Source organism: Pseudoalteromonas sp. Isolate6, assembly GCF_022398435.1.
Classification (GTDB): domain Bacteria; phylum Pseudomonadota; class Gammaproteobacteria; order Enterobacterales; family Alteromonadaceae; genus Pseudoalteromonas; species Pseudoalteromonas galatheae.
In genome coordinates this window covers 1-793 of the sequence record NZ_JAKEVK010000406.1, presented here as the reverse complement: position 1 = coordinate 793, position 793 = coordinate 1, and the positions used below count along the sequence as shown (strand labels likewise).

Sequence of the window (793 nt, the reverse complement as noted above, 5' to 3'; positions counted from 1 at the left end):
GATTAAAGGAAATAATAATGAAAACAACATTAATAGCTTCAGCACTAGTTTTACTCGGTACATTGTCACTTGATTCTCAGGCAGCTGATTTACGATGCTCTTTGAATGTTAAATCAGGCGGAAACGTATGGGGAAATGGAAGTAATCACTGCTCTGGACTAGACTTTTCTTTTGGTAACTCGACTAGCGGTAAATTTTACATTGCTAACGCATCAAAACCGATCAGTAAAGTGATTTGGAACGGTGATGCGAGCTGTTCTGGCGGCACAACATGTTATATGACTATTCGCGCTTATCGCCAATATAATGCTACGGCAACTATTCTATACACTGACGGTACTTACGAGACAACAAACTCTGCTCATATTGATTATGAGACAGGTCATTAATTAACCGTCATGCAGCGAGAGACCTTCTCTCGCTGCAAGCGTTTAATCTTTGCTCCTATACTTCATCTTCCCACCTTAACCAGAGAGCAAGCAGTTAATGCTTCAGTAATTTCTCTATTTTCCCAGCCTCAGGAAAAGCTCCTTTCATCGCTTTTAGCAGCCAGCTATTGGTGCGTAAATCGCCTTGCCGAATGGAGGTAGGTACCTTAGCCAGAGCAGCACGTGGAAGCGATGTTGCCCCGCAACTCTTTGGTTAGATGAGAAAATTACTTAAAGTGATGTTAAAGCAATGAGTTAGATCTTTACTTATCCTGAACTCAAGTTAAATAGAAAGTGTTGGTTTCTCTAATCGAAAATGAAGGAAGATTGGTTTGACACAACGCAATAATTGCATAACAATACTG

Annotated in this window: 1 protein-coding gene; it reads left to right on the top strand. The window is 40.5% G+C overall.

Features of this window, described 5'->3' with window-relative positions; translation table 11 throughout:
• Positions 1 to 17: 17 nt before the first annotated feature.
• Entirely contained in the window at positions 18 to 389 is a 372-nt protein-coding gene (locus L1D50_RS23180; RefSeq protein WP_128726681.1) for a hypothetical protein, read from the top strand.
• Positions 390 to 793 lie beyond the last annotated feature (404 nt).